Genomic DNA, 21,770 nt, shown 5'->3' with positions numbered 1-21,770 from the left:
TCGTGCCCGATGACCGCTTATCTCCTGCGGCGCCTCCTGTCCCTGTCGCTCAGTCTTGTTGCCGCAAGCCTGGTCATCTTCCTGGTGATGGAAGTGGTGCCCGGAGATCCGGCATCCTTCATGATGGGCATCAATGCTGATCCGCAGGCAGTCGCCGCCTTGCGGACCCAGCTTGGCCTCGATCAGCCGCTGCCGCTGCGGTATCTCGGCTGGATCTCAGGTTTGCTGCAGGGCGATTTCGGCATTTCCTATACCTATCGGGTCCCGGTTTCCGAACTGATCGCCGAGCGGGTGGTGATCTCCTTGCCGCTGACGCTCTATGCGCTGGCGCTTTCGACCCTGATCGCTTTCCCCGCGGGAATTCTGGCGGCCTCCCGGCGCAACTCGGCCTCCGACCTGTCGGTCATGGGCGCCACCCAGCTCGGTGTGGCAATTCCGAACTTCTGGTTCGCGATGATCCTGGTTCTGGTCTTCGCGGTCAATCTGCGCTGGTTTTCCGCCGGCGGATTTCCGGGATGGGAAGCCGGCTTCTGGCCCGCAATGAAGGCGCTGACCCTGCCGGCCATTGCGCTCGCCCTGCCGCAGGCCTCGATTCTTGCGCGCGTGATGCGCTCGTCGCTGATCGACACGCTCAACGAGGATTTCATGCGCACCGCCCGCGCCAAGGGGCTGACCCGCGGTCAGGCACTCAGGCGTCATGCACTGCGAAATGCGCTGATCCCGGTGCTGACCATCATCGGCCTGCAGTTTTCCTTCCTGCTTGCCGGCGGCATCATCATTGAGAATGTCTTCTATCTCCCCGGTCTTGGCCGGCTGGCGTTCCAGGCGATCACCCAGCGCGATCTGATAGTCGTCCGCTCCGTGGTGATCCTGCTGGTCTTCGCCGTCATCGTCGTCACCTTCCTGGTCGATCTCGCCTATGCGGCCGCCGACCCGCGATTGCGCAGGCGCCGAACATGAGCACACCTCCCGTAGATCGCTCCTTTCTTCGGATGGCGCTTGGTCATCCCGCCTTTGTGCTCGGCTTTGTGCTCTCCGCGATGTTCATTGTGCTTGCGCTGGTCTCGTTCATCTGGACGCCGTTCGATCCGACCCGGCTCGATATCTCAGGAAAACTCAAGGGCCCGTCGCTCGAGCATTGGTTCGGAACGGATCATTTCGGCCGCGACATGTTTTCCATGATCATGGTCGGCGCCCGCGTGTCGATCGCCGTGGCCTTCGTCGCCGTTGGCATCGGCATGATCATCGGCGTGCCGCTGGGGCTTTACGCAGCCGCCCGCAGGGGCAGCCTGCTCGACGAGATCATCATGCGCGGCAACGATCTGGTATTTGCCTTTCCGTCGCTGTTGCTGGCGATCATGATCACCGCCGTCTTCGGGCCTGGCGCCGTCAATGCCATCATCGCCATCGGCATTTTCAACGTGCCGGTGTTTGCGCGGCTGGCGCGCGGCGCGGCGCTGTCGCTGTGGACCCGCGATTTCGTGCTTGCGGCGCGGGTGGCGGGCAAGACCAGGGCGCGCATCTCCGCCGAACACATCCTGCCCAACATTGCCAACCTGCTGATCGTGCAGGGCACCATCCAGTTCTCGCTCGCCATCCTTGCCGAGGCGGCGCTGGCCTATGTCGGGCTCGGCGCGCAGCCGCCGCTGCCGAGCTGGGGCCGCATGCTTGCCGATGCGCAGACGCTGATTTCGCTCGCCCCGCACATGGCATTGTTTCCCGGCTTTGCAATCATCGTCACCGTGCTTGGGCTGAACCTTCTGGGCGACGGCCTGCGCGATCTGTTCGATCCCAGGCTGAGAAGGGGGCGCTGATGACGGTGCTTTCCATCTCCGGTCTGAAAGTCGATATCCACAGCAACACTGTGCTGCACGACATCGACCTGACGCTTGAGCCCGGCCGCATCCTCGGCGTCGTCGGCGAATCCGGTTCCGGCAAGTCGATGACCGCGCTCTCGGTCATGCAATTGCTGCCGCACGGCAGCCGCTGGAGCGGGTCGATCAAGCTTGCCGGGACCGAACTCGGCACACTCGACGAACCGGCGCTGTGCAAGGTCCGCGGCCGCGATGTCGGCATGATCTTCCAGGAGCCGATGACCGCGCTCAACCCGGTCCGCACCATTGGCGACCAGGTCGCCGAAACCGTCCGCATCCACACCGGCGCCAGCCGCCGTGAAGCCTTTTCCATCGCCCGCGAAATGCTCGACCGGGTCGGTCTGCCCGAGGATCGCTTCCCGCTCGACCGCTTTCCGCATGATCTTTCCGGCGGCCAGCGCCAGCGCGTGGTCATCGCCCAGGCAATTGCGCTGAGGCCCAAGCTGCTGATCGCCGACGAGCCGACCACGGCGCTCGATGTCACCACCCAGGCGCAGATCCTCGATCTGCTGAGAGAGCTGGTCCGGGAAGAGGACATGGGCCTGATGCTGATCACCCATGACCTGGCGGTCGTTGCCGGGCTCGCCGATTCCATCGCCATCATGAAGGATGGCGCGGTGGTCGAGGCCGGGCCGACCCGCGAGATTTTCCGGGCCATGCGCCACCCCTATACGCGGGCGCTGTTTTCCGCGTCCGCCCATGTGCCGGACCGGGGCCGCAAGCCCGAATCCGGCAAGACACCGGTGCTGGCGGTCGAGAATGTTGTCCGCGATTACCAGCAGCCGCGCCGCAACCTGTTTGTCAAACCGCCGCCGTTCCGTGCTGTCGACCATGTCAGCTTCGAGATCTCCCATGGCGAGAATGTCGGCCTGGTCGGCGAATCCGGCTGCGGCAAGTCAACGCTTGCCCGCTCGATCCTGGCGCTTGATGGTTTGCAGGGCGGCGACATCCGGCTCAACGGCCATGTCTTTTCCAGCGCCGGTGAAGGTCCCCACCCGGAACTCCGGGCCCGGATGCAGGTGGTGTTTCAGGATCCCTACGGTTCCTTCAACCCGCGCCACCGTGTGCGAAGGCTCGTGACCGAACCGTTCCATCTCGTCAGGGATCCGCCGAGTGGCGCCGAGCTGGAACGGCGGATTGACCGCGCGCTGACCGAAGTGGGTCTGAGCTCGAGCGACGCCGACAAGTACATCCATGAATTCTCCGGCGGCCAGCGCCAGCGCATCGCCATCGCCCGGGCGCTGATCATCGAGCCGGCGCTGATCGTGCTCGATGAGGCGGTCTCCGCCCTCGATGTATCGATCCGCGCCCAGATCCTCGATCTGCTGGCCGGCTTGTCGGACCGGCTCGATCTGTCCTATCTGTTCATCTCGCATGATCTGTCCGTGGTTCGTGCCATCACCGACCGGGTGCTGGTGATGAAGGACGGCAAGATCGTCGAGCAGGGCGAGACCGAAACCGTGTTTCGCAATCCGCAGCATCCCTATACAAAAAAACTGGTGGCGGCGACGCCATCGCTTGAAGCGGCGCTTGCCGCACCGGCACACTGAAAGTGAAGAAAGGACGACCCGTGAGCGAGCTTCTCGACGCTGGATTTGACACCAGTCAGTGCCTGATCGGCGGTCGATGGATCGGCGCCAGCGGTGGCAAGACATTGCCCGTCGAAGATCCGTCGACCGGTCTGGAAATCGGCAGTATCGCCCGCGGCGGAAAGGCCGAAATTGAGGCTGCCGTCGATGCCGCCCAGTCCGCGATGTCCGGTGAGTGGGGCCGCATGCCTGCAGCCGAGCGCGGGCGGCTGCTCGCAAAGATCGGCCGCGCAGTCGAGGAAAACGTCGAGTGGCTGGCCAAGCTCGAGGCCCACGACGTCGGCAAGCCGCTGACCCAGGCCCGCGCCGATGCCCGGGCGCTGGCGCGCTATCTCGAATTCTATGGCGGCGCGGCCGACAAGATCCACGGTGAGACAATTCCCTATCTAAACGATTACACGGTCTACACCCTGCGCGAGCCGCATGGCGTAACCGGCCACATCATCCCGTGGAACTACCCGATGCAGATCCTCGGCCGATCGGTCGGCGCTGCCCTGACCATGGGCAACGCCGCGGTTCTGAAGCCGGCTGAGGAAGCCTCGCTGACGGCTCTGGCCTTCGCCCGCATCGCCATGGAGTGCGGCCTGCCCGCGGGCGCGCTCAACGTGGTGCCAGGACTTGGCGAGGAAGCCGGGGCGGCGCTCTGCGCGCATCCGGGCGTCAATCACATCTCGTTCACCGGTTCGCTCGAGACCGGCCGCAAGATCCAGCAGGCGGCCGCGCAGAATGTGATTCCGGTAACGCTGGAACTGGGCGGAAAATCCCCGCAGATCGTCTTTGCCGACGCCGATCTCGATCGCGCCCTGCCGTTCCTGGTCAATGCCGGCATCCAGAACGCCGGCCAGACCTGTTCGGCTTCGTCGCGCATTCTCGTCGAGGCATCGCTGCACAAGGATCTGGTCCGGCTGATGAGCGAGCGCTACAAGGCGTTGACCGTCGGCGCGGCGATCGAGGACCAGTCGGTCGGCCCGCTGATCTCGGCACGACAGAAAAACATCGTCCAGGGCTTTCTGGCCGAAGCCGACGAGGACGGGCTGGCGCCGGTGGCCGAGGGCCAGATGCCGAAATCCGCCCCGATGGGCGGCCATTACGTGCGCCCGACGCTCTATGGCGATGTTAATCCCGGCCATGCGCTGGCCCGCGACGAGATTTTCGGTCCGGTGCAGGTGATCATCCCGTTCCGCGACGAGGAGGAGGCAGTCAGCATCGCCAACGGCACCGATTACGGCCTCGTGGCCGGTGTCTGGACCCGGGATGGCGGCCGCCAGATGCGCCTTGCGCGCGAAATCCGCTCCGGCCAGGTCTTCGTCAACAATTACGGCGCCGGCGGCGGCGTCGAACTGCCCTTCGGCGGCGTCGGCAAATCCGGCCATGGCCGGGAAAAGGGCTTTGAGGCGCTGTACGGCTTCTCGGCGCTGAAGACCGTCGCCGTCTGGCATGGCCGTTGAAATTTGTAGTGAGGATATATCGATGAGACTTGAAGGCAAGACAGCGCTAGTAACCGGCGGCGCATCCGGATTTGGCGCCGGCATCGTCCGCAAATTCCTGGCAGAGGGCGCGCGCGTCGCCATCGCCGACATCAATGCGGAAGCTGCGAATGACTTCGCGGCCGGGCTCGGCGACCAGGCCTTCGCCGTGGCGGTGGATGTCTCCCGCAACGACAGCGTGGCGGCGATGGCGAAAACCGTGCTCGAGCGTTTCAGTGGCCTCGACATTCTCGTCAACAATGCCGGCATCACCCATCTTCCGGCGGCCATGGAAGACATCAGCGAGGAGGATTTCGACCGCGTCCTCGCCGTCAACACCAAATCCGTCTACCTTACCGCGCGCCATTTCGTTCCGGTCATGAAACAAAAGCAGGCCGGTGCCATTCTCAACGTCGCCTCCACTGCTGGCGTCAGTCCGCGGCCACGTCTGAGCTGGTACAATTCCTCCAAGGGCTGGATGATCACCGCGACCAAATCGATGGCTGTCGAACTGGCGCCGTCAGGCGTACGCGTCAACGCCATCAACCCGGTGGCGGGCGAGACGCCGCTGCTTAAATCCTTCATGGGCGAGGACACGCCGGAAATCCGTGCAAAGTTCCTGTCGACCATTCCCCTTGGTCGTTTTTCGACGCCTGAGGACATGGGCAATGCCGCCTGCTTTCTCTGTTCCGATGAAGCGGCAATGATCACCGGCGTGACCATGGAAGTCGACGGCGGTCGCTGCATCTGAGGCGGCGCGCCAGTGAATCGCTTGCCATGCGTGACCTGACCGGCTAGCAGGGAGCCAGCTTGCAGCACCGCGCGGCCCATGAGGCGCGACAAGGATGCCGTAGCTTTGCAATCATGCACATGCGGTAGCGTCCAGATCCATCTTCCGGGCGCAACATGCATTGGGAGATCATACCATGCGCCTCGGCGGACGCCTGCAAGCAGCCATTGAAGTCCTGAGCGAGATCGATGCCCGGCACCGGCCGGTTCCCGATGCGTTGAAGGACTGGGGCCTGTCGCACCGGTTCGCCGGCTCCGGCGACCGCGCGGCGATCTCCAACCTGGTGCATGACGCGCTGAGAATGAAACTGTCGCATGGTTTCATCATGAATGGCGATACTCCCGCCAACCTTGCCATTGCCACGCTGCTGCGGCAATGGCGGATCAGCCCGGAAGAGCTTGTCAGCACGCTGGACGGGGATCGTTTCGCTCCCGAAATTCCTTCAGTCGAGAAGCTTGCCGATTGTCTGGCGCGCGACCTGTCGCAGGCCGAGCCGCATGTACGCGCCGACATCCCCGAGTGGCTGGTGGGATCTTTCGAACGGGCCTTCGGAGGCGAATGGGAGGCGGAAGCCCAAGCCATGACCGCCCGTCCGCCGCTTGATCTCAGGGTCAACACGCTTGCAACCAATCGTGACGAGGTGCTGGAGGCCTTTGCCGAGCAGGGCGCCCGGCCGACCCGGCAGGCACTCAACGGCATCCGGATCGAAGCCGGCGAAGGACCCCAGCGCCAGATCGCCGCCACCAGCGAAGTCAGCTTCGCCCGCGGCTGGTTCGAGATCCAGGACGAAGGCTCGCAACTGGCTGCTTACCTGGCCGGGGCCTACCCCGGCGAGAAAGTGCTCGACTTTTGTGCCGGTGGCGGCGGCAAGTCGCTGGCCTTTGCCGCGATGATGAACAACGAAGGCAGCATCAACGCCTATGATGCCGACCGGCGCCGTCTCGCCCCCATGGTTGAGCGGATCCGCCGCGCCGGCGCCGAGATCATCTACATCAAGGAACGTGCCGCCAACCTTGCAGGTCTCGAAGGCCGCATGGATCGTGTCCTGATCGATGCGCCCTGCACCGGCACCGGCACCTGGCGCCGCCGCCCGGACGCCAAGTGGCGCATTTCCGAAAAGAACATCGCCGACCGCACCGCTGACCAGGACAAGGTGCTGGAAGATGCATCGGTCTATGTTCGCCCCGGCGGCGAACTCGCCTATGTCACCTGTTCGCTGCTGCCCGAGGAAAACACCGACCGTGTGAAGGCCTTCCTGCAGCGCCACCCGGAATTTGAAACCATCAGCCTCAAGGAACGTTGGCGTTCTGCCGTGGCCGATCCCGCTGCGCCGGTCCCCTACGCGGACCAGAATTTGGGACTGGTACTGTCGCCACGGCGGACCGGCACTGACGGATTTTACTTTGCCGGGTTCCGCCGCAAGCCCGACTAGGGTGTGTATTCCGGACCGTTTAATGATGAGAAGGGCAAGAACGTGAACAAGAAAAATGCGCTGACGCTGATCCTTTTTATCGTGCTGACCGTCGCCGGCGGCAATCTCGTCGGATATCTGTCGATTCCGGGCGCCTGGTACGAGGGTTTGCAGAAGCCGTGGTTCAACCCGCCCAACTGGATTTTTGGCCCGGTCTGGACGGTCCTCTACGTGCTGGTGGGTATTGCCGGTGCCCGGGTGTTCATCCGCGAGCGCGGCGGAAGTCTGACCAGACTCTGGTTCCTGCAACTGGCACTGAACTTTGCCTGGTCGCCGGCCTTCTTTCTCATGCAGCGACCGGACCTCTCGCTCGTCGTGCTGCTTGGCATGCTGGTGACGATCCTGCTGTTCATCGCCAAGGCCTGGAACCGGGATCGTCCGTCAGCCCTGTTGTTTCTTCCCTACGCAGTCTGGGTCAGCTTTGCCGGCTGCCTCAACGCGGCGCTATGGTGGTTGAACTAGCGTCCCGGACGCGCATCGAAAATTCGCTTGCTGTTTGACCGGCGGATTGGCACCTTCGCATCTGCGAAAGGAAAAACCGCATGAACGAGAGGCCGGACGAAAATTTCCGAGAGCGCGTGACCGGCAGTTTTGCCCGCCAGAATGTCATGCAGACCATTGGCGCCGAGTTGACCAGGGTCGAGTACGGCATTGTCGAGATCGAAATGCCGTTTCGCGCCGATCTCACCCAGCAGCACGGCTTTCTGCATGCCGGCATTCTTTCCACCGCGCTGGATTCCGCCTGCGGCTATGCGGCGCTTTCGGTCATGCCGGAGGATGCCGCGGTACTGACCATCGAATTCAAGATCAATCTGCTGTCGCCCGGGCGCGGTGACCGGTTCCTGTTTCGCGGCGAGGTGACAAAGCCCGGCAGCACCATCATCGTCAGCGACGGACGCGGCTATGCGCTGACGGACGGCCCGGCAAAGCTGGTTGCCTCCATGACCGGCACCATGATGGTGGTTCGGGGACGCGAAGGAATAGCGGGATGAATGGCACGATCAAGCCGGTTGGCGGGCGCAAGATCCTCTATGTTATGGCGGCTGAACCGGAATACGGTCCGCATCTCAAGGCCCGGTTCGAGCCGCTGATCACCGGCGTCGGACCGGTCGAGGCCGCGGGCGCGGTAGCGGCCGGCCTCTCCGTACCGGGGCGCGCCCGGCCCGACTGCATTGTCTGTCTCGGCTCAGCCGGATCGCGCATGCTGGAGCAGACCGGCATCTACCAGGTCTCCTCGGTCAGCTACCGTGATATGGATGCAAGCCCGCTCGGTTTCGAGAAGGGCCGGACCCCGTTTCTCGATCTGCCCGCGATCCTGCCGCTGCCGGTAATCGCCGATGGCGTGCCGTCGGCAAGCCTCTCCACCGGCGCCAACATCGTCTCGGGCGCCGCCTACGATCTCATCGACGCCGACATGGTCGACATGGAAACCTTCGCCGTGCTGCGTGCCGCCAGCCGCTTCGATGTACCGGTCATCGGCCTTCGCGGCATTTCCGATGGCAAGGCCGAGCTCAACCACATCGACGACTGGACCGAGTATCTGCATGTGATCGATGAAAAACTGGCTGAAGCCGTGGATCGCGTCGAGCAGGCGATTGCATCCGGCGCGGCTTTGGCTTAATCGCTCGCCATGAACGATATCCTTCACACCACTCATCCCGATTCCATCCTGATCATCGATTTCGGCAGTCAGGTTACGCAGCTCATTGCCCGCCGGGTTCGCGAAGCCGGCGTGTATTGTGAGATCGTCCCGTTCCAGCTCGCCGATGAAGGCTTCGAGCGGATGCAGCCGAAAGGCGTGATCTTTTCCGGCGGACCGGATTCGGTCACCCGCGAAGGCTCGCCGCGCGCGCCGCAGGCGGTGTTCGATTCAGGTGTTCCCATTCTCGCCATCTGCTACGGCCAGCAGACGCTGTGCACCCAGATCGGCGGTAGCGTCGAAGGCGGCCATCACCGCGAATTCGGCCGCGCCGACGTCGAGATCCTCAAATCCTCACCCTTATTCGAGGGTTTCTGGGAAGTCGGCAAGAAATATCCCGTCTGGATGAGCCACGGCGACCGCGTCACCAGGCTGCCTGAAGGCTTCGAGGTCATCGGCACATCGCCGAATGCGCCGTTTGCCATCTCGGTCGACGAGAAGCGGCGCTACTACACCACCATGTTCCACCCGGAAGTGGTCCACACGCCCGATGGCGCGAAACTCTTGTCCAACTTCGTGCACAAGATCGTCGGGCTCAAATCCGACTGGTCGATGGCCGCCTACCGCGCCGAAATGGTGCAGAAGATCCGCGACCAGGTCGGCTCTGGCAAGGTCATCTGCGCGCTTTCCGGCGGTGTCGATTCCTCGGTCGCGGCGCTGCTGATTCACGAGGCGATCGGCGATCAGCTGACCTGCATCCTGGTCGACCACGGCCTGATGCGCATGAACGAGGCGCGCGACGTGGTCGCCATGTTCCACGAGCATTACAATCTCAACCTGAAAATGATCGATGCCTCCGATCGCTTCATCTCGCAGCTCGAGGGCGAGGCCGATCCGGAAGCCAAGCGCAAGACCATTGGCCGCCTGTTCATCGAGGTGTTCGAGGAAGAGGCGAAGAAGATCGGCGGCGCCGATTTCCTCGCCCAGGGCACGCTCTATCCCGATGTCATTGAAAGCGTTTCTTTCTCCGGCGGTCCGTCGGTCACGATCAAGTCGCACCACAATGTCGGCGGCCTGCCCGAACGCATGAACATGCAGCTGGTCGAGCCCTTGCGCGAACTGTTCAAGGACGAGGTCCGTGTGCTGGGCCGTGAGCTCGGCCTGCCCGACAGCTTCATCGGTCGTCACCCGTTCCCCGGTCCCGGTCTTGCCATCCGCTGCCCGGGCGGCATCACCCGCGAGAAACTCGACATCCTGCGCCAGGCCGACGCCATCTATTTGGACGAGATCCGCAAGGCCGGCCTCTACGACACGATCTGGCAGGCATTCGCCGTGCTTCTGCCGGTGCAGACCGTCGGCGTCATGGGCGATGGCCGCACCTACGAATTCGTCTGCGCGCTGCGCGCGGTGACCTCGGTCGACGGCATGACCGCCGATTTCTATCCCTATGATATGGATTTCCTGGGCAAGACCGCGACCCGGATCATCAACGAGGTCAAGGGCATCAACCGCGTCGTCTACGACGTCACCTCCAAGCCCCCCGGCACCATCGAGTGGGAGTAGTATATTAGTGCATTCCCCTAAACTGTCATACAGAGCTGAAATCGATGGCTTGCGAGCCATAGCTGTTGTTATTGTGATTCTCTATCACGCTGAAATCGTTCTATTTGGCAGGGACTGGTTTGAAGGTGGATACATTGGTGTCGATATATTTTTTGTCATCAGCGGTTACCTTATTACTCGCATCATTCTTTCGGAGCTGCAGACTAGTGGTTCCTTTAGTTTTTGGAAATTTTACGAGAGACGGGCACGGCGAATTTTGCCAATGCTGTTTATTGTAATTTTTGTCTCTATCCCCTTTGCGTGGCATAAGTTGCTGCCTTCAGAACTTGTGGAGTATTCACAAAGCATTATTGCTTCACTATTTTTTGTGTCAAACTTCTTTTTCTATTTTAATACTACCGAATATGGTGCAGATAGCGCTTTACTAAAGCCATTTCTCCACACTTGGAGTTTGGGCGTCGAAGAACAGTTCTACCTTGTTTTTCCGATTATTTCAGTTTTCGCTTTCAAGTACTTCAGAGCTCATTTTTTATCGATCGTGGTTGTTCTGTGTCTAATGAGTTTGCAGTATGCGGAGTTGATGGAAGTTCGAAATTCAGATTTGAATTTCTATCTGCCGTTCAGTCGATTTTGGGAATTAGCTGTCGGATCCGCACTCGCTTTCAGAGAATTGAACTACAGACCATCAGATTCAGGAATCGGTGAGCGAGTTTTGCCGGTTTTTGGCCTTTACTTGGTTGCCTACGGCGCATTATTTTTTGATGGTAAGACTCCACATCCAAGTTTTCATACCATTGTTCCAGTTTTGGGTGTCGCACTAATAATTGGATTTGCATCAAAGAAAGAGTTAATTGGGAGAATTTTAGGAAGCAAGATTTTCGTCTGGATTGGTCTGATAAGTTATTCCGCTTACTTATGGCATTTCCCAATTTTTGCTCTCTCTCGTATTAATAAAGTTCCTACGAACTATGACAAATTTGAGTGGATTTTTATTACTCTAATACTTTCAATTTTTTCTTACTTTTTAGTAGAAAAACCCTTCCGAGGTGATAAAGTCAGCGTTCAGAAATTTGTGTCAATAATTTTCATTTTTTCTGCTGTAGCGATTGCTTTGGCAACGTACGCAATCAATCAATTTGACTATAAAAATGTAGAGGATAATTCGCGTTCACACTACCAATCCATCTTAGATAAGGGTGCTTTTTTGGAGGTTTGGCGTGATCAAGCCATGCGCGAAAAGCATTTGACTGATTTTGATCAGAGTGATTCTAAAAAGGTATTGATTGTTGGAAATTCACACGGAATAGATTTTTTTAGAGCTCTTAGTTCGTCGTCAATATTTAGTGGCATAGATTTTGGGTTAATTACGCAGAATAGAAACACTGATAACTATCAAGTTTCGTGCTTCTACAATTATTTGGTTGAAGGCTTGGAGAGTTGCGGCGAAAGGGGGGTCATCTTTGACGACCTAAGTGAAAAATTCAAGAAGGCCGATCTAATTGTTTTAAAGACACGTTGGCAAGAAGAAGATTTAGATATTGTTGGCCCTCTCATTGATGTTTTAAAACAGAGGAAAAAGGAAATATTGGTTGTTGGAAATGCTTTCGAGCAACGCGATGAAATTGTAATTAGAGAGTTTCTATTAGATAAAAAAAGGCGACCCAACGAGGCCGAGTTGCGTGTGCTGAAGAAGGAGGTATTCCGCACGGCTCAACATACAAAGGTAAACGAGATAGACAAGGAGCTAGAAAGTTTGGCGTTTGATAAAGGTGTTTCCTTCCTAAGCACCAAAAGTTTGTTTTGTGATTTTGTAGATGAGAGTTGTGAGATTTTCACAGCTGATAATTATTTGATCCTTTGGGATTATGGGCACTTGACTACGAAGGGTGCTGTATATTTAGGAGGTGTTATTTCGGAAAATAAATGGGGTATAGGGGTAATAGATTAGGCGATTTGTGATTTTTGAAATTCCCCAATCGCCCGTTCACGAACGATTTGATATTGTTGAGTTTTAGTAGGTCCAATCACCCTGGCAAATGAAATTGCTGTATGATGCCAGGCCTCATCCGATCAATCGGAGGGAATGGGGACGCAGAACGCTCACATACAGTGAAAGGCCAATTATGACCGTCACCATCTACGGCATCAAGAACTGCGACACGATGAAGAAGGCGCGGGCCTGGCTCGCCGATCATGCGGTCGAGGCCGGGTTCCACGACTACAAGGCGTCCGGCATCGATCGGGCGCATCTGGTGCGCTGGTGCAATGAATCTGGCTGGGAAACCGTTCTCAACCGTGCCGGCACCACCTTCGGCAAGCTCGATGAGGCCGCCAAGCAGGATCTCGATCAGGAAAAGGCCATCGCGCTGATGCTGGCGCAGCCCTCGATGATCAAGCGTCCGGTGCTGGAAGCGGACGACCGGATCATCATCGGGTTCAAGCCGGACCGGTACGAGCAGTTCTTCGCCTGAGGAGAGGTGAGATGGCGAAGACCACCCGCGCCACGATAGAACTCACCAAGCTCGGTATTGCCTTCACCGTTCACAGCTATGACTACGATCCCGACGCCGAGAGCATCGGCCTGCAGGCAGCCGAGGCGCTCGGCGAGCCGCCCTCGCGTGTGCTCAAGACCCTGATGGCGGAGCTTGACGGCAAGCCGGTCTGCGTCGTGCTGCCGTCCGACCACGAGGTCAGCATGAAGAAGCTGGCCGCAGCCCTTGGCGGCAAGTCGGCCACGATGATGAAGTCCGCCGACGCCGAACGGCTTACCGGTTACCATGTCGGCGGCATCAGCCCTTTCGGCCAGAAAAAGCGGGTGCCGACCGCCATCGAAATGGCGGCCTTGTCGGAGCCCTATGTCTTCATCAATGGCGGTCAGCGCGGGCTGCAGGTCCGGCTTGACCCGAAGCATGCTGCACAAGCGCTCAATGCGGTTTCTGCCGAAGTCGTCGCCTAATCCCGCAAATTTATAGCCGCGTGATCAGCCAGCGGACTGATACACTTCAGCCGGTTCAGCCTGCCGCCATGTCCTGCCTGCCGGTCCGGGCCGCTAGTGCCGCAACCATCTCGACCGCCCGGCGCAGATCGGCCTCGAACAGAGCCATCTGTCTTTCCCGCTCCGCCGGATCGGGCAGACGCAGCAGGAACGACGGATGCACGGCCAGCAGCACCGGGGTGCCGTCGGCCAGCTGTTCCACCGTGCCGCGGCGGCGCAGAATATCGGCGCCGGTTCCGGTCAGCGCTTCCGCGGCCGTGGCGCCGAGCGCCAGGATCAGCTTCGGCTTGACCAGCGCCCGCTCGGCATCCAGCCACCAGCGGCAATGCTCGATCTCGCCGGAATTCGGCCGCTGGTGCAGCCGCCGCTTGCCGCGCGGGCTAAACTTGAAATGCTTGACCGCATTGGTGACGAAGGCCTCCTGTCTCCGTAATCCAGCGGCCTCCGCAACCCGGTCAAACAACTGCCCGGCCGGGCCGACAAAGGGCAAGCCTGCCAGGTCCTCCTGGTCGCCCGGCTGCTCGCCGACAATCATCAGCGCGGCATCAAGCGGACCCACACCCGGTACGGCCTGGGTTGCGTTTTGGTGCAGCGGACAGCGCGTGCAAGCGTGGATCGCCGCGGGCAGCGCCTCCTTCGGGCCCTCCCAGGCTGACATGTGCGCGGCAAGCTGCTGGCGGGCCTTTTCGGCGCGGACCGGAGGCAGGGTAGGCGCTGCGTCCGCCATCGCCCGGGCTCGCGCCGGGGCATTGGCAATCAGGTCGGGGATCGTCGCTGCCTCCGGCAGATTCTTCCAGTATTTCTTTGGCATTTCCGAGGTCATCGCCTGCACCTTCAGCCGCGCCGGATTGAAGATACTGCGGAAATAGGTGAGCCACAGCGCCTCGCTGGCATCATCGGGCAGCTCCGGCTTGGCTTGCCCCGGGGCAAAGGACAGCTTGCCATTCATGAAGATGGCTGTCTTTTCCGGTGTCACGATCCGCCAGTCCATGTCGCCAAACCGCCGCGCAAAGAAATCTGCCGTGGGCTCCAGCGTGTGATGGGTAGGTTCGAACCAGGCGGCGAAGCTGCGCCTGGGGTCGTCTCGATTGCCGATCTCGCGGAACCGGACGAAGGCCTTCATCTTGTGCTGGCAGCGGCGCACCGATTTTTCCATCCCGCGCAGATGCGCCAGTTCCGTGTCGCCACGGTCGGCAATCAGATGGGGTGCGTCCTTGAGCCGCCACAGGAAGGCATAGAGCCTCGCAAAACGGTCGGGATCGCGGTGCCAGCACACGGTCTCCGCAAGCTCGACGAAGCTGCGCGGCACCGTCATTTTCACCGGTGCGGCGGCTGCCGCGGGCTGGTCGTCAAACAGTCCACGCTCGGTCTGCTCGCTTCCCCACGAAATGTCGGCAGGCGACAGGCCCTCGTTCAGACAGGCGCGCGCCGCCTTGCGCCAGGCCGCGGCCGTCCCGAAGTCTGGAACGATGATATGCCGCATCACAGCAGCGACAATTGCTGTGGCGGCGGCAGGAAGCGGCTGCGAAGCTGCGCCGTGTCGATCAAGCCGCCCGGCGACCAGCCCTGCGCGGTCACGAACGGTCCCGCCTTCTTCATCGATCCGCCCATTCGCACCACGTCCTCGTAGCGGATGCTGCGATAGCGTCGCGTGCTCAGGATCCGGCTGACGGTTTTCACCCCGAAGCCCGGCACCCGCAAGAGCAGCTCGCGGTCGGCGCGGTTGATGTCGACCGGGAACACTTCCCGATGCTTGAGCGCCCAGGCCAGTTTCGGATCAAGATCGAGGTCGAGATTGCCGTCACGCGCGCCGCTGACGATCTCCTTGAGGTCGAAACCATAGAACCGCAGCAGCCAGTCGGCCTGGTAGAGCCGGTGCTCGCGCACCAGCGGCGGGGAGATCAGCGGCAGCCGCGACGTGCTGTCGGGGATCGGCGAGAACGCGGAATAATAGACCCGTTTGAGCTGGTAGGAGGAGTAAAGCCGTGTCGATTCGCCCAGGATCGCGGCATCGTTGGAGCCGTCGGCGCCGATAATCATCTGGGTCGACTGTCCGGCCGGCGCAAACTTTGGGGCCTTGCGGCCGGTATGGGTCTTGTCGCGGGCCGCTTCCTTGCGCAGCCGCACATCGGCCATCGCCCGGCGGATCTGCCCGGGGTTCTTTTCCGAGGCGAAGGTCTTCATGCTGGCGTCCGTCGGCAGTTCCACATTGATCGACAGCCGGTCGGCCAGCCGCCCCGCTTCCTCGATCAGTTCGGGCGCGGCATCGGGGATGGTCTTGAGATGAATGTAGCCGCGAAAATTCTCTTCCTCACGCAATTTGCGGACGATCTGCACCATGTCCGACATGGTGGCGTCGGGCGAACGGATGACGCCGGAGGACAGGAACAGACCCTCGATGTAGTTCCGGCGGTAGAAATCGATGGTCAGGCGCACCACCTCGTCGACCGAAAACCGCGCGCGCGGCACGTTCGATGACACCCGATTGATGCAATAGGCGCAATCATAGATGCAGAAATTGGTCATCAGGATCTTGAGCAGACTGATGCAGCGCCCGTCGGGCGCGTAGGCGTGGCATATCCCGCTGCCCTGGTTCGAGCCGAGCCCCTTGCCGTCGCGGCTGTCGCGCTTGGTTGAGCCAGACGAGGCGCAGGAGGCGTCGTACTTGGCAGCGTCGCTAAGGATCGCCAGCTTTGATTCGAGTGTCTTTCCGGTCATGTGTTCCTTATATGTTCCACTCGTGACCGCGGCAACAACCCATGTTGCACCTGAAAGGAAACAATGGTTCGGGATTGATGCCACCGTCGAAGCGGGGCCCTTGCTGTGAAGGGTTAGAACAGGCTACCCTGTCCCGGCTCCTTGGGCTTGGCGGCCTTGGCACGCGGCTGTTTCTTCGGAGCCGAGATCGATTGGTCGCTGCTCGCGAGCGCCGAGACCTCGCCATCGGCAAATTCAATGGCGATCATCGTGCCGGCATCTACCTCAGCCGCGCGCGCCAGAACCTTGCGGTCGGAATCGCGGATCACCGCATAGCCGCGTCCAAGCACGCTTTGGTAGGACAGCGATTGCAGCATGCGCGCCTGCGCAGCCAGTCCGCGTTTGCGCTGGTCCAGCATCAGGGTCAACGCATTGTCGGTCCGGCGGACAAGGTCGGTCAGCCGTTCTCTGCCGCGCCCCTGGGTGTCGGTCAGTCTGCGCGGAACCGAGGCCAGGATCTGCGCATGGCGCTCCAGCCGCGATTTCAGCGCATCGAGCCGGCGCTCCTGCACCCGGTCCATGCGCGCGATCTTGTCGCGGACCTGCTGGTGCTTCTCGCGGATGGCCGAGACCAATGCGATCGGCGTTACCCGGGCGGCCTGTTGTTCGAAGCGGCGTCGGCGGTTGGCGGTGTTGAGCTCCAGCGCCCGGCCGAGCGATTGCGCCGAGCGGTCGAGCCGTTGCCGCGGCAGCGCCAGCACGCTGTCGAGCGTCGGCAGGGCCCGCGCCAGTCCCCGGAGAGCCTCACGGCGCCTGTCGAGTGTGCGTGATTGCGCGGATTTCAGCCTGGCGGCGAGCGTTGCCACATGGGCTTCGAGATCAGCCTTTACCGGAACCGCCATTTCGGCCGCGCCCGTGGGTGTCGGCGCGCGCCGGTCGCTGGCATGGTCGATCAGCGTCCAGTCGGTCTCGTGCCCGACGGCCGAGATCAGCGGGATGTCGGATTGGGCGGCGGCGCGCACCACTGCCTCGTCATTGAAGCCCCAGAGATCTTCCAGGCTGCCGCCGCCGCGCGCCACGATGATCAGGTCCGGCCGCCTGATCGGCCCGCCTTTCTCAAATGCATTGAACCCGGCAATTGCCCGGGCGACCTCGTCGCCCGATGTGTCGCCCTGGACCCGCACCGGCCAGACGATGACATGGACGGGAAACCGGTCCTCGATCCGGTGCAGGATATCGCGGATCACCGCGCCCGTGGGCGATGTCACCACGCCGATCACCATCGGCATGTAGGGCAGCAACTGCTTGCGCGCTTCGTCGAACAGCCCCTCGGCGGCAAGCTTGCGCCGCCGTTCCTCGATCAGCGCCATCAGCGCGCCGGCACCCGCCGGCTCCAGCGCCTCGATCACGATCTGGTACTTTGACGAGCCCGCATAGGTGGTGACCTTGCCGGTGGCGATCACTTCCATGCCTTCTTCAGGCCGGTATTTGAGCCGCGAGAACACGCCCTTCCAGATCACCGCCTCGATGCGGGCCTTGTCATCCTTGAGCGAGAAATAGGCATGCCCGGATGAATGTGGACCGCGATAACCGGAAATCTCGCCGCGCACGCGCACATTGCCGAAGGCATCTTCCACCGTCCGGCGGATCGAGCCGGACAGTTCAGTGACCGTGAATTCGGCGGCATTGGTGGGCGAATCATCCAAAAGCGAAGGCATCCCCGAATCCGCACCATGATGCGGCCTGCGTCAAGTCCGCGGTTTGACCGGAAAGCGGACGAACGGCAATGCACTTCACGTTATGGCAGGGCTGGCCTAACATGCTTCCCGAAATCATTTCAAAACCATCGCTTGGTTCGGCTTGCTGGCGAATGTAAACTCAAACATAATTAGTTAAATTTTAGGGTAATTTATAAAAATTGGGACGGACAGGATTTGAGCGCACCGAAAAATTATTTGTCGCGTCTTCCGGATTTGGATCGGCGCGAGCATCCCCGTCGGCAAACCAACAAGGTGGCCACCGTGTATTACCTGCGTCACGGGGTCCGCGGGTACTCGTCGCAATCCTGCAGGATGGACAACATCTCCGAAAGCGGTTGTCATGTCTGCCGGCTGCTGACCGAGCCGATCCCTGATTTCGTTTACTTCGTCCTCGAGGGATTGGAAGCAAAGTTCCCCTGCGCTGTGATTGATCGTTCCGATGATGCCCTGCATCTGAAGTTCATGACCGACCTGCCCACCGCCATGGTCGACAGGATCGCGGACAAGAGGTTCCCCGCGAAATAGGCGGAAAGCGGCAAATGGGCATCTGAGCCCGCCGAGTTGAATTCTGGCGCCGGTCTTTGGCGCGCATTCTGCATTCCGCGACACGAGACGGGACAAATGCCATCAAGCACGCGGCAATCCGAGGCGGAGTGACGACGGTCTGCAAATCGACCGGCGAAAATCTCAGCGACATCCGGGCGTTTCGGGTGTAGTCGTCAGCCTTGAAAGCTGTACGATTTCCATGTGAGACGCCATGAAGACCGAAATTGAGACCATTCCAGGCGAAACCCCCGGCATTGCCTATGAGCTGATTGTCCACAGGCTTGCAGGCGCGGAACCGCGCGCTCCCCGCGTCTACATCCAGTCGGCTCTCCATGCCGACGAAAGGCCTGGCGTCGCGGCGATGCACTACCTGATCCCGATGCTCGAAAAGGCCGAAGCCGAAGGGCGGTTGCTGGGTTCGGTGACGCTGGTGCCGCATGCCAATCCGATCGGCGCCGCCCAGCACCTCTACGGTGACCACATGGGCCGGTTCTCGACCGGAACCCGCACCAATTTCAACCGCGATTTCCCGGTTCCCGATGCGGCCGGCATCAGGCGGCTCGACGCGGCCTCTTCTGCGGTTTTCGCCGAGCGGCGGCTGAAGAGCCGGCTATTGGAGTTGGCCGATGGCTGCCCGATCGTGCTCGACCTGCACTGTGACGACGAGGGCGTGCAATACATCTACGCACCCGAGCAGCTCTGGCCGGAAATGGCTGATCTCGCCGCTTGCCTTGATTGCGAAGCGGCCCTTTTATGGGATTCGGGCTCCGACCGGGCTTTCGAGGAGGCGGTCTTTGAAGAAATGCTCGCCCGTGCGCCGGAGGGTGATCTTCCCGGTCATTGCGTCACAACCGTCGAGCTGCGCGGCCAGAACGATGTCGATGCGACGCTGGGGCGAAAGGATGCCGAAGGGCTTTACCGTTTCCTGCAGGGCCGTGGCGTTGTCGCGGCTGACGCGAAGCCTCAGCCGGAACTCCGCAAGGATTTTGTCGGCAAGCGTATCCGCCACGTCGAGATGGTGCTGGCGCCTGTTGGAGGCACCATTCTGTTCCATGTCGCGCCCGGTGAAAGGGTGGAGGCGGGGCAGGTGGTGGCTGAGATCATCGTCAGTCCCGGCCGTGAAGCTGGAACCGTGGCGGTTCCAGCACCGCAGGCCGGTTTTGTGCTGACCCGGCGCATCAGGCGCTTCATCCGCATGGGTGACAACCTGCTCAAGATCATCGGTGATCAGCCGGCAGTGGCCTCCCGCAAGGGTGCATTGGAGGACTGAACCCCTACGGGTCCCGGATTTCCAATCACCGGCACCTGCCTGCCTTTGACTTTGCCTGCCGAAACCGCGAACCTGACGCCGGTTGACCAGAACCGGCAGGGGACCGGTCGTGGGCTGAACGCGTGATGTGGGGGAACAGATGGGATTTCGGCTATCGGCGCTGATGCGCGTTGTCTGGACGCTGGCAATTGCAAGTGTGCTCGTCACCGGGGCAGGCGCGGCACAGGCTGCGGACATACGCTACTTCACCATCGGAACCGCCGGGGTTGGCGGAACCTATTTTCCGCTTGCCGGTACCATTGCCAATTCGATCTCCAATCCACCCGGATCGAGGGGATGCGACGAGGGCGGGTCTTGCGGCGTGCCCGGGCTCGTGGCCGTGGCGCAATCCTCCCATGGCTCTGTCTCAAATGTCAGCGCGATCGCGTCGGGTGGACTGAATTCCGGCTTCTCCCAGGCGGATGTCGCCTACTGGGCCTATTCGGGCACCGGCACATTCGAGGGTCGGGAGCCGATGCGCGACCTGCGCGTGATCGCCGCGCTCTACCCCGAGCATGTTCACCTGATTGCCTCGCGCTCCTCGGGTATCGCATCTGTAAAGGACCTGAAAGGCAAGCGGGTTTCGCTCGACAAGACCGATTCGGGTACCTATCCGGACGCCGTTCTGATCCTTGAGGCCTTTGGCATCGGCGAAGCCGATATCACAGTCGAGAATCTCAAGCCGGAATCAGCATCCGAAGCCATGCGCGCGGGAGAGCTCGATGCACTGTTCTTTGTCGGTGGCTATCCGGCCCGCGCACTTGCAGAGCTCGCCGCCCAGGCTGATGTGATCCTGGTCCCGATCGCCGGACCTGAGGTGGACACCATGCTTCTCGAGCACTCGTTCTTCACCCGGGACGAAATCCCCGACGGCGCCTATCCCGATGTCGCAGGCGTCCCGACGGTTGCCGTGGGCGCGCAATGGCTGACCAGCCTGGCTGCGAGCAATGATCTGATCTACGCCATCACCGCTGCGCTATGGAACAGCAACACGCGGCACCTGCTCGATGTCGGTCACGCCAAGGGTGCGTCCGTCACCCGCGAGACTGCGCTCGATGGAATTGGCATTCCGCTGCATCCGGGAGCCGAGCGGTACTATCGCGAGGCTGGCATGATCAGGTAAGGCTTGACCCTTGGCAGAGCGCCGTCGCTGCGGGTCAGCGATGACCGTAATAGAGAGACACCGCGTGTTCGGCCTCCGCGAAAAACAGCCAGCGCTCCGCCAGCAGTCCGATCAGCATCGAGACCGCAGCCAGCAGGTTCACCAGCGCCGGTGCGCCGCTCAGGCCAACGATAGCGAGAACGAGCGCCGGTACGATCCCGCCAAGCACCAGCGCCAGCATGCGAAGCCGGCTTGCGTGCTTGCGGCCGATCCGGTGGACCATCTCGCGCGTCAGGTAATTCTCGCCGGTATGCGGGCGCTCGAGCAGCCGCACCTTGCCGATGAACCCGAGCCCCGTCGCGCTTTCAGGGGTCGAACCGGCATCGCCAAGCCGCGACCGGCTGGCACGCGCCCACCACATCCACTTGGCTGCCCAGGCAAGGGCGATCAGCCCGATCCCCCAGTACTCCGGCGCCTCGTGCGTGCCGAGCGCCGAGGCCAGCAGCCAGCCGGAGCCGAGCGCAAAGCCGCAATAGACCAACGGGGTGAGCCGGCTGTGCCACTGCGGCACGGTCTTGAGCTGGGCGTAGATCATCGAGGTCGTGAACACCGTCAGCGCGGCGCCAAGCGCCGAAAGCAGCCCCAGCACCTGGTGCCGCGAACCGGTGGCAAGCCAGATCAGCACGTAGATGCCGAACAGGATGAGAGTTGCGATCGCCGCAATCCCCTCGCGCGACAGCCAACTTGAGCGCCACTGGCTCAGCGCCCGCCAGGCCCGTTCGGGGTGCCCAAGGTGGAAGGTCGACGCCAGCAGGCCCGCAACCGCAAGGCCGCCGCCGACCACGCCGACGAGGAACACCCAGGCGGCCGAGGCATCCACCGGGAAGCCCAGCCCGAGGAGAAAGATCATCCCGAGCCCGGCGCCCGACATGACGGTGAAGAAGATGACGGAAACGGCAGGATGCATGG

The 21,770-nt window shown here is 61.3% G+C and carries 20 protein-coding genes; 16 read left to right on the top strand and 4 right to left on the bottom strand.

Translation table 11 applies throughout. The features are described 5' to 3' along the window. Positions 1–9 precede the first annotated feature (9 nt). The 13 genes from SPHINGO391_RS22605 (at position 10) to ybaK (ending at position 13,348) form a co-directional block, all read left to right on the top strand. Entirely contained in the window at positions 10–960 is a 951-nt protein-coding gene (locus SPHINGO391_RS22605) for an ABC transporter permease (protein ID WP_152010956.1), read from the top strand. Further along, positions 957–1,814 (top strand): ABC transporter permease, encoded by an 858-nt coding sequence (locus SPHINGO391_RS22600; protein ID WP_193217385.1) that lies wholly within the window; start codon positions 957–959, stop codon positions 1,812–1,814. The genes SPHINGO391_RS22605 and SPHINGO391_RS22600 overlap by 4 nt, the downstream gene beginning before the upstream one ends. After that, positions 1,814–3,424, top strand: coding sequence for an ABC transporter ATP-binding protein (locus SPHINGO391_RS22595; protein ID WP_152010955.1), 1,611 nt, complete (start codon positions 1,814–1,816; stop codon positions 3,422–3,424). Before SPHINGO391_RS22600 ends, SPHINGO391_RS22595 begins: the two co-directional genes overlap by 1 nt. 20 nt (positions 3,425–3,444) lie before the next feature. Continuing rightward, a complete protein-coding gene (locus SPHINGO391_RS22590; protein WP_152010954.1) occupies positions 3,445–4,911 on the top strand; it encodes an aldehyde dehydrogenase family protein in 1,467 nt (488 codons plus the stop codon). A gap of 22 nt (positions 4,912–4,933) precedes the next feature. Beyond that, a complete protein-coding gene (locus tag SPHINGO391_RS22585) occupies positions 4,934–5,680 on the top strand; it encodes an SDR family oxidoreductase (protein WP_152010953.1) in 747 nt (248 codons plus the stop codon). Positions 5,681–5,855: 175 nt separating this feature from the next. Next, positions 5,856–7,151 (top strand): RsmB/NOP family class I SAM-dependent RNA methyltransferase, encoded by a 1,296-nt coding sequence (locus SPHINGO391_RS22580; protein WP_152010952.1) that lies wholly within the window; start codon positions 5,856–5,858, stop codon positions 7,149–7,151. Between the two features lie 42 nt (positions 7,152–7,193). Beyond that, the gene (locus SPHINGO391_RS22575) at positions 7,194–7,652 is read left to right on the top strand and encodes a TspO/MBR family protein (RefSeq protein ID WP_152010951.1); all 459 of its coding nucleotides are present in this window, start codon (positions 7,194–7,196) and stop codon (positions 7,650–7,652) included. Between the two features lie 80 nt (positions 7,653–7,732). Then, positions 7,733–8,182: a PaaI family thioesterase gene (locus SPHINGO391_RS22570; protein WP_152010950.1), complete on the top strand. Its 450-nt coding sequence runs from the start codon at positions 7,733–7,735 to the stop codon at positions 8,180–8,182. Continuing rightward, complete coding sequence (locus tag SPHINGO391_RS22565; RefSeq protein WP_152010949.1) at positions 8,179–8,811, top strand: 5'-methylthioadenosine/S-adenosylhomocysteine nucleosidase; 633 nt, start codon at positions 8,179–8,181, stop codon at positions 8,809–8,811. The genes SPHINGO391_RS22570 and SPHINGO391_RS22565 overlap by 4 nt, the downstream gene beginning before the upstream one ends. Before the next feature lie 18 nt (positions 8,812–8,829). Then, positions 8,830–10,392, top strand: a complete 1,563-nt coding sequence (gene guaA / locus SPHINGO391_RS22560) for a glutamine-hydrolyzing GMP synthase (RefSeq protein WP_152011696.1) — start codon at positions 8,830–8,832, stop codon at positions 10,390–10,392. 7 nt (positions 10,393–10,399) lie between these two features. After that, positions 10,400–12,340 (top strand): acyltransferase family protein, encoded by a 1,941-nt coding sequence (locus tag SPHINGO391_RS22555; RefSeq protein ID WP_193217384.1) that lies wholly within the window; start codon positions 10,400–10,402, stop codon positions 12,338–12,340. Positions 12,341–12,515: 175 nt separating this feature from the next. Further along, a complete protein-coding gene (locus SPHINGO391_RS22550) occupies positions 12,516–12,863 on the top strand; it encodes an ArsC family reductase (RefSeq protein WP_152010947.1) in 348 nt (115 codons plus the stop codon). Positions 12,864–12,874: 11 nt separating this feature from the next. Beyond that, positions 12,875–13,348: a Cys-tRNA(Pro) deacylase gene (ybaK, locus tag SPHINGO391_RS22545; protein WP_152010946.1), complete on the top strand. Its 474-nt coding sequence runs from the start codon at positions 12,875–12,877 to the stop codon at positions 13,346–13,348. A gap of 55 nt (positions 13,349–13,403) precedes the next feature. On the opposite strand, the gene SPHINGO391_RS22540 is transcribed toward ybaK, so the two are convergent. The 3 genes from SPHINGO391_RS22540 to xseA all read right to left on the bottom strand — a co-directional run bounded on the left by SPHINGO391_RS22540 (position 13,404) and on the right by xseA (position 17,802). Continuing rightward, positions 13,404–14,870, bottom strand: a complete 1,467-nt coding sequence (locus SPHINGO391_RS22540) for a UdgX family uracil-DNA binding protein (protein WP_152010945.1) — start codon at positions 14,868–14,870, stop codon at positions 13,404–13,406. Then, the gene (locus tag SPHINGO391_RS22535) at positions 14,870–16,105 is read right to left on the bottom strand and encodes a putative DNA modification/repair radical SAM protein (RefSeq protein WP_152010944.1); all 1,236 of its coding nucleotides are present in this window, start codon (positions 16,103–16,105) and stop codon (positions 14,870–14,872) included. The genes SPHINGO391_RS22540 and SPHINGO391_RS22535 overlap by 1 nt, the downstream gene beginning before the upstream one ends. A gap of 113 nt (positions 16,106–16,218) precedes the next feature. Beyond that, a complete protein-coding gene (gene xseA / locus SPHINGO391_RS22530; RefSeq protein WP_152010943.1) occupies positions 16,219–17,802 on the bottom strand; it encodes an exodeoxyribonuclease VII large subunit in 1,584 nt (527 codons plus the stop codon). 216 nt (positions 17,803–18,018) lie between these two features. On the opposite strand from xseA, the gene SPHINGO391_RS22525 reads away from it, so the two are divergent. From SPHINGO391_RS22525 to SPHINGO391_RS22515, 3 genes are all read left to right on the top strand, one after another. Beyond that, positions 18,019–18,369: a PilZ domain-containing protein gene (locus SPHINGO391_RS22525; RefSeq protein ID WP_193217383.1), complete on the top strand. Its 351-nt coding sequence runs from the start codon at positions 18,019–18,021 to the stop codon at positions 18,367–18,369. Positions 18,370–18,601: 232 nt separating this feature from the next. Further along, positions 18,602–19,660 (top strand): succinylglutamate desuccinylase/aspartoacylase family protein, encoded by a 1,059-nt coding sequence (locus SPHINGO391_RS22520; RefSeq protein ID WP_152010941.1) that lies wholly within the window; start codon positions 18,602–18,604, stop codon positions 19,658–19,660. 139 nt (positions 19,661–19,799) lie between these two features. Next, a complete protein-coding gene (locus tag SPHINGO391_RS22515) occupies positions 19,800–20,822 on the top strand; it encodes a TAXI family TRAP transporter solute-binding subunit (RefSeq protein WP_244615324.1) in 1,023 nt (340 codons plus the stop codon). A gap of 34 nt (positions 20,823–20,856) precedes the next feature. On the opposite strand, the gene SPHINGO391_RS22510 is transcribed toward SPHINGO391_RS22515, so the two are convergent. After that, positions 20,857–21,768: a DmsC/YnfH family molybdoenzyme membrane anchor subunit gene (locus SPHINGO391_RS22510; RefSeq protein WP_152010940.1), complete on the bottom strand. Its 912-nt coding sequence runs from the start codon at positions 21,766–21,768 to the stop codon at positions 20,857–20,859. Positions 21,769–21,770: the final 2 nt, after the last annotated feature.

Origin of the sequence: Hoeflea sp. EC-HK425, assembly GCF_902498795.1 — a bacterium.
Classification (GTDB): domain Bacteria; phylum Pseudomonadota; class Alphaproteobacteria; order Rhizobiales; family Rhizobiaceae; genus Hoeflea; species Hoeflea alexandrii.
Note: the sequence above shows the minus strand (reverse complement) of the source record. Positions and strands in the feature narration are given on the sequence as shown.

Coding starts and splice junctions, on each gene's coding strand:
- SPHINGO391_RS22605 (WP_152010956.1), top strand. CDS start 10: ATGACCGCTTATCTCCTGCGGCGCCTCCTGTCCCTGTCGCTCAGTCTT.
- SPHINGO391_RS22600 (WP_193217385.1), top strand. CDS start 957: ATGAGCACACCTCCCGTAGATCGCTCCTTTCTTCGGATGGCGCTTGGT.
- SPHINGO391_RS22595 (WP_152010955.1), top strand. CDS start 1,814: ATGACGGTGCTTTCCATCTCCGGTCTGAAAGTCGATATCCACAGCAAC.
- SPHINGO391_RS22585 (WP_152010953.1), top strand. CDS start 4,934: ATGAGACTTGAAGGCAAGACAGCGCTAGTAACCGGCGGCGCATCCGGA.
- SPHINGO391_RS22580 (WP_152010952.1), top strand. CDS start 5,856: ATGCGCCTCGGCGGACGCCTGCAAGCAGCCATTGAAGTCCTGAGCGAG.
- SPHINGO391_RS22570 (WP_152010950.1), top strand. CDS start 7,733: ATGAACGAGAGGCCGGACGAAAATTTCCGAGAGCGCGTGACCGGCAGT.
- SPHINGO391_RS22565 (WP_152010949.1), top strand. CDS start 8,179: ATGAATGGCACGATCAAGCCGGTTGGCGGGCGCAAGATCCTCTATGTT.
- SPHINGO391_RS22550 (WP_152010947.1), top strand. CDS start 12,516: ATGACCGTCACCATCTACGGCATCAAGAACTGCGACACGATGAAGAAG.
- ybaK (WP_152010946.1), top strand. CDS start 12,875: ATGGCGAAGACCACCCGCGCCACGATAGAACTCACCAAGCTCGGTATT.
- SPHINGO391_RS22540 (WP_152010945.1), bottom strand. CDS start 14,870: ATGCGGCATATCATCGTTCCAGACTTCGGGACGGCCGCGGCCTGGCGC.
- SPHINGO391_RS22535 (WP_152010944.1), bottom strand. CDS start 16,105: ATGACCGGAAAGACACTCGAATCAAAGCTGGCGATCCTTAGCGACGCT.
- xseA (WP_152010943.1), bottom strand. CDS start 17,802: ATGCCTTCGCTTTTGGATGATTCGCCCACCAATGCCGCCGAATTCACG.
- SPHINGO391_RS22520 (WP_152010941.1), top strand. CDS start 18,602: ATGAAGACCGAAATTGAGACCATTCCAGGCGAAACCCCCGGCATTGCC.
- SPHINGO391_RS22515 (WP_244615324.1), top strand. CDS start 19,800: ATGGGATTTCGGCTATCGGCGCTGATGCGCGTTGTCTGGACGCTGGCA.
- SPHINGO391_RS22510 (WP_152010940.1), bottom strand. CDS start 21,768: ATGCATCCTGCCGTTTCCGTCATCTTCTTCACCGTCATGTCGGGCGCC.